This is a genomic window from Mixta sp. (assembly GCF_024610815.1).
GTDB lineage: Bacteria > Pseudomonadota > Gammaproteobacteria > Enterobacterales > Enterobacteriaceae > Mixta > Mixta calida.
The window spans coordinates 1-6,045 of the sequence record NZ_JANION010000072.1; the positions used below are offsets into that span (position 1 = coordinate 1).

Here is a 6,045-nt window from a genome sequence, read left to right on the forward strand (position 1 = left end):
TGGAGCGGGAAACGAGACTCGAACTCGCGACCCCGACCTTGGCAAGGTCGTGCTCTACCAACTGAGCTATTCCCGCATTTACAAAAAATTCGCCTTTTAATCGTGCGCTTTTACTGTCGACGGCCTGTAGCCATCTCATGCATTGCATTCTACCGGCCTGCGTCAGTGAGTCAATAAAATTATCCTCACCTTTGGAGCGGTTGCCGTTTTTTACATCGTATCGATCAATGTTCAAGCAAATCGCCACGGGCGGCGCTCAGGTATTGAAACATTGACCAAAAAGTTAGCACCGCAGCGATATAAAGCGCAACGACGCCGATGCCTGAAACCAGCTGGTTAGGATGCCAGAGCAGCGCCACCAACGCCAGCATCTGCGCTGTTGTCTTTACTTTGCCAATCCAGGAAACAGCCACGCTGCTGCGCTTGCCGATCTCCGCCATCCATTCTCGCAGCGCCGAAATAATGATTTCGCGCGCGATCATGGTGGCCGCCGGCAGGGTAATCCACCAGGCGTGAAAATGCTCCGCTACCAGCACCAGCGCCATCGCCACCATCACCTTATCAGCCACCGGATCGAGAAAGGCGCCGAAACGGGTGGACTGTTTCCAGCGCCGGGCCAGAAAGCCGTCAAACCAGTCGGTAATCGCCGCCACCACAAAGATGATAGCGCATGCCATCGGTCCCCAGTGGAACGGCAGATAGAATGCCAGTACAAAAAAAGGAATCAGGACGACACGAAACAGGGTGAGCCACGTCGGAATATTCAATTGCATAAGGTACGCTAACTGTCTGGCATGAGTAGGGTTTACCCGTATGTTGCTACATTGCCACCAGGGTTTCAATGCTAGTGTTTTAACGAGTAAAAGATTTTCTCCGCCAGGGCGTGAGAAATGCCGGGTACTTTGGCTATCTCCTCCACCGAGGCGTTCATCAGCGGTTGCAGGCCGCCCATATACTTCAGCAGTTGCTGGCGCCGTTTCGGGCCGATGCCCTCGATGCTTTCCAGCGCGCTGGTATTTTTTACTTTGGCGCGTTTATTGCGATGCCCGGTAATCGCATGATTGTGAGAATCATCACGAATATGCTGGATCACATGCAGCGCCGGCGAATCGGGCGGCAGGGAGAACCCCTCGCCTACCGGCTCCAGGAACAGTGTCTCCAGGCCAGCTTTACGATCGCTGCCTTTCGCCACGCCCAGCAGCAGCGGATGATTTTTGTCCCAACTCACCTCCAGCTCGGCGAAAACCTCTTTCGCCTGCGCCAGCTGGCCTTTACCGCCGTCGATCAAAATGACATCCGGCACCTTTTCCGGCTCCAGCGCCTTACCGTAACGACGGCGCAGCACCTGATTCATTGCCGCGTAATCATCACCGGGCGTAATGCCGGTAATATTATAGCGGCGATATTCCGCTCGCGCCGGACCATTGCTGTCAAACACGACGCAGGACGCAACCGTCTGCTCGCCCATGGTGTGACTGATATCAAAACACTCCATGCGTTTTATCTGCGGCAGATGCAGCACTTCAGCCAGCGCCGTCAGCCGCTGATGAATGGTAGACTGCTGGGTTAATTTGGTCACCAGCGCCGTTGCCGCATTGGTGCGCGCCAGCTTCAAATAACGCGCGCGATCGCCGCGCGGTTTGCTCTGTATATGAATTTTGCGTCCGGCCAGCTCGCTGAGTGATTCCGCCAACAGCTCGCGTTCTGGCAGATTAAAATCGAGCAGGATCTCGCCTGGCAGCGTACGCGATTCGCTGCCCTGCAAATAAAACTGGCCGACAAAGGTTTGCACCACTTCCGCCAGCTCGGTGCCGCCAGGAATTTTGGGGAAATAGCTGCGGCTGCCCAGGACTTTGCCCTGACGAATAAAGAGCACGTGCAGGCAGGCCATGCCCGCATCATAGGAGACGCCGATAACGTCCAGGTCGTCGCCCTGATTGGATACAAACTGCTTTTCCGTCACGCGGCGAACGGCCTGGATCTGATCGCGCAGGCGCCCGGCCTCCTCAAAGCGTAGCGACTGGCTGGCCTGCTCCATGCGGCTGACCAGCATGTTCAACACCTGATCGTCTTTACCGGACAGAAAAAGGCGAACATATTCCGTCTGCTGAGCATACTCTTCCTCGCTTACCAGTCCGGCGACGCACGGGCCCAGACAGCGACCAATTTGATATTGCAGACAGGGACGCGAACGGTTGCGGTAGACGCTATTTTCACACTGCCGCACGGGGAAGATTTTTTGCAGCAGAGCCAGCGTTTCGCGCACCGCGTAACCGTTAGGAAAGGGGCCGAAATATTCGCCTTTCGCATGTTTGGCGCCACGATGGATCGCCAGACGCGGATGGGGATCGCCGCTCAGAAAGATATAGGGGTAAGATTTATCGTCGCGCAGCAGCACGTTGTAACGAGGCTGATAGAGCTTAATGTAATTATGTTCAAGCAGCAGCGCTTCGGTTTCGGTATGCGTAACGGTGACATCAATATGGTGAATATTGGCCACCAGCGCTTCGGTTTTACGGCTGGCAAGATTGCTGCGGAAGTAGCTGCTGAGGCGTTTCTTCAGATCTTTCGCTTTACCAACGTAGATAACCGTACCGTCACCGTCATACATGCGGTATACGCCTGGCTGACTGGTGACGGTTTTCAGAAAAGATTTTGCGTCAAAGACTTCACTCACTACTGATCAACGACTCCGCATTAAACAGGCCATGCCGGATGGCCAGATGCGTCAACTCTACGTCGCCACTGATATTCAGTTTGCTAAACATTCGGTAACGGTAGCTGTTGACGGTTTTAGGGCTCAGATTAAGCTGTTCAGAAATATCTGTCACTTTCTGCCCTTTGGTAATCATCAGCATAATCTGCAATTCCCGTTCCGACAAACAGCTAAAGGGAGATTCGCTCTTTTCAGGCTCAATCTGGCTCAGCGCCATCTGTTGCGCGATATCGGAAGCGATGTAACGCTGTCCCGCATGTACGGAGCGAATGGCGCTGATCACTTCCTGCGGCGCAGCGCCTTTGCTCAAATAGCCCGCGGCTCCTGCCTGCATCACCTTCGCCGGCAGCGGATTTTCCGTATGGATAGTCAACATGATGATTTTAGCGTCAGGATTGAAACGCACGATTTTGCGTGTGGCCTCCAGACCGCCGATGCCTGGCATGTTCATGTCCATCAGGATCACATCTACCTGATTTGTACGACACCATTTCACCGCGTCCTCACCGCAGCATGCCTCGCCGGCTACCTGAATACCTTTGATATCTTCCAGTATGCGACGAATCCCTGCGCGTACCAGTTCGTGGTCATCCACAAGAAGAATGCTAATCAAAAGAGGATTTCTCCGGAAATGGTGATGTTTATGGGACGCTTTAATTAAGCCGCTTAATGTTACTCTTTTTTGTTGCAGGTTTGAACATAATTCACCGTTTTTTTAGATGGCGCTAATAGCATTCCTGCACGTCTCTTATTCACAATTTTGTGAAATGTTTTCATCGACCCAGATAATAAAAAGTCAAAAGCATTAAAAATAAGTAAAGAGAAAATTAAAGAAAAAGGTATTTATATACAACAGGTTGCGATGATAACTTGTGTGATGAGTTTTTTATTAATAATTACATTGTCAGGTTTTTTCTCACTCCAAATAACGTCCAGCTTTTATTTTATGCAGATGATTCAGATGGTGAATTATTCCGCAATCCACGGCGCGGTGTGAGAAAGCGGTCTCATAATTTATGTTATACTTTGCCAGGTTCGGGATGTAAGTAACGGCCTGAATATTTACACAGGATTATCAAGGAGAAACTATGGGTCAGAACGATTTTACCACTTCGGAAGAGACAAAAACCCTGGCGAATGAAGTGGCCTGCCTGAAAGCGATGGTCACGATGATGCTGAAAGGCATGGGTCAGGCGGACGCGGGCAAAGTCATTATCAACATGGAACGTGTTATCGCCCAGTTGGACGATCCGCAGCAGGCGGAAACGTTCAGTCAGACAATCAGTCAGATTAAGGCCGCATACCGCCGTTAACTATCACGAACCCATTGATTTTGCGACAGCATTCACGCATGTTAAATCTTTTAACATGGACAAAACAATGGGTCTGTTGCTTAAAGCGCTGATTGGCGCATTCGTGGTGGTGGCGATTGGCCTGCTGGCGAAGAGTAAGAATTACTATATCGCCGGGCTGTTGCCGCTCTTTCCAACATTTGCGCTGATTGCGCACTACCTTGTCGCAACAGATAAGGGCTCGGCAGCGCTGCGCGCCACCATCATTTTCGGCATGTGGGCGATTTTGCCCTACTTTCTCTATCTTCTCTCGTTATGGTTTTTTATCGGCATAATGCGTCTGCCGCTCGCGCTGGCCAGCGCCGTGCTGTGCTGGGTGCTGGCCGCATGGTTGCTGATTACGCTCTGGACCCGCTGGCATTAACGCCCGTGCGACTGCCAGTTGATAGAAACGCCCAGCGAAGGCAACACCTCTTCCGGGCTGAAACGGCGCGCGCCGCGATACTTCTCCGCCAGACCCTGCTGTTTCACCGGAATTTTTACTGCGAACAGATTGTCTTCAGACTGAATTAATCCCGGCGTTAAAGGCTCGAACCCCACGTTGTGCTGTTCAAACATCTGCTCCAGCATCGGCGTGGCGGCACTGACCAGATAATCGATGCCCGACAGCTCCGCCAGCTGGACAGCATGCCAGAGAATGGTTAGCGGCAGTTCATGGTCAACGTCAAGACGCGCGGAGAAACGCGACATTTCCCAGACCGCCTCTTTACGATCGAACGGTACGCTGAAGCCTTCAATATTGCCGGGTTCCTGCCACTGCATCAGGCGGGCGCAACCGCAGATGCCAAAACGTACATGCCAGGCGATAAGCCACGTTACGTCGGAACGGTCGAAGCGATCGTACTCCTGTCCCGGCGTACTGAGCCGCGAGGGTATCGACCACCCTTCACCGCGCGCAAACACACTGTAACGATAACTGCCCAATTCAGCCAATAACGAGGATGGCATATCCTTTAGCTGGGTTTGGATAATCTTCATCATATTCCCCTGTCGCACTCCCTCGTTTGAGCCGTATGTATACGGCGTTTACCCAGCTGATACCCCGGCCGAAGGGTAGACAACCGGTTAACCTTATGAAACTACTAAATTTAGTAGTTGCAATCCTATTTACAGCAAGCCAATGGCGGCCGCATAGCTGGCAACCTGGGTTTTATTTGGCGCATTAAACCGCTTTTGTAAATTCTTCTGATGGAAGTTAACCGTGTAAGGCGAGATAGAAAGTATCAATGAAATCTCGGCTGCCGTTTTCCCTTCCGCTGTCCATTTTAAAATTTCCAGTTCACGCGAACTTAAGGTTATATCTAAAATCCGCATGGATACATCATCTAAGCGCAGTAACGATTGCAAAGACAGGTCCAATAGATACTGTAGTCTTAACTGCTGTTCCGGCAACATATGCGACATATTTAACGCTTTTTTGGATACTACCGATAATATACCCGTTGCGCGATTGGACGCCATCAGCGAACAAGAGAAGCCTGATGTCAATCCGTACGCTTTTGCCTCACGCCAGAATATTTCATTCTTATCCGAAACGGCATCCCCCCAGGCTATAAATTTTCCCGGCAGTGAACACTCCTGCAAAATAGGATCGACGGCATAATAGTTTTCATTTTCGTATCGCTTTATCCAGCAAGGTGGGTATGTGGTGAAAAGAAAGGTTTTAGGCCGGGTAAAAGGTACTGGATGGCGAATAAATAAGGCAAAGTGATCCAGCCCCAGCGCTTCAATCTGCTGTTGCAACGCTTTTGTTAACTCTTTCGTGTTATTCAGTAAAAAAAACTGAGCCTCGACCTCCCTGCGCCAGGCAAAGTAATCATCGAACGTCATTAAAGCCTCACCGGTACGCGCTACCTGCTCGCGCCGTGGTTTAAGTCAAACTGCCACCGATGTAACAAAAAATTAAATGCTCTCGAAAAATTTTTTTAATTATATTGTTCAACGGACTGATGTTTAAAAAGGCTGCATTTAGGGTCC

7 protein-coding genes and 1 tRNA gene are annotated in these 6,045 nt (G+C 51.0%); 2 read left to right on the forward strand and 6 right to left on the reverse strand.

What is annotated here, in order from left to right:
- From MYY08_RS04340 to uvrY, 4 genes are all read right to left on the reverse strand, one after another.
- Positions 1–76: transfer RNA gene (locus tag MYY08_RS04340), tRNA-Gly, on the reverse strand.
- 148 nt (positions 77–224) lie between these two features.
- Positions 225–773, reverse strand: coding sequence for a CDP-diacylglycerol--glycerol-3-phosphate 3-phosphatidyltransferase (gene pgsA, locus MYY08_RS04345; protein WP_038626895.1), 549 nt, complete (start codon positions 771–773; stop codon positions 225–227).
- Between the two features lie 71 nt (positions 774–844).
- Entirely contained in the window at positions 845–2,677 is a 1,833-nt protein-coding gene (gene uvrC, locus MYY08_RS04350) for an excinuclease ABC subunit UvrC (RefSeq protein ID WP_038626897.1), read from the reverse strand.
- On the reverse strand, positions 2,670–3,329 hold the full coding sequence (gene uvrY / locus MYY08_RS04355; protein ID WP_038626899.1) for a UvrY/SirA/GacA family response regulator transcription factor: 660 nt from the start codon (positions 3,327–3,329) through the stop codon (positions 2,670–2,672). The genes uvrC and uvrY overlap by 8 nt, the downstream gene beginning before the upstream one ends.
- Before the next feature lie 475 nt (positions 3,330–3,804).
- On the opposite strand from uvrY, the gene MYY08_RS04360 reads away from it, so the two are divergent.
- Positions 3,805–4,029: a DUF2594 family protein gene (locus tag MYY08_RS04360; RefSeq protein ID WP_038626901.1), complete on the forward strand. Its 225-nt coding sequence runs from the start codon at positions 3,805–3,807 to the stop codon at positions 4,027–4,029.
- A 67-nt stretch (positions 4,030–4,096) separates the two neighbouring features.
- Entirely contained in the window at positions 4,097–4,432 is a 336-nt protein-coding gene (locus MYY08_RS04365; protein ID WP_038626904.1) for a GlpM family protein, read from the forward strand.
- Here the strand turns inward: MYY08_RS04365 and MYY08_RS04370 are convergent.
- Positions 4,429–5,046, reverse strand: coding sequence for an acyl-homoserine-lactone synthase (locus MYY08_RS04370; RefSeq protein ID WP_038626906.1), 618 nt, complete (start codon positions 5,044–5,046; stop codon positions 4,429–4,431). The two genes, MYY08_RS04365 and MYY08_RS04370, sit on opposite strands and share 4 nt — an antisense overlap.
- 129 nt (positions 5,047–5,175) lie before the next feature.
- Positions 5,176–5,898 carry an autoinducer binding domain-containing protein gene (locus tag MYY08_RS04375; RefSeq protein ID WP_084970455.1) on the reverse strand — a complete coding sequence of 241 codons (723 nt, stop codon included), beginning with the start codon at positions 5,896–5,898 and terminating at the stop codon, positions 5,176–5,178.
- Between the last annotated feature and the right edge of the window lie 147 nt (positions 5,899–6,045).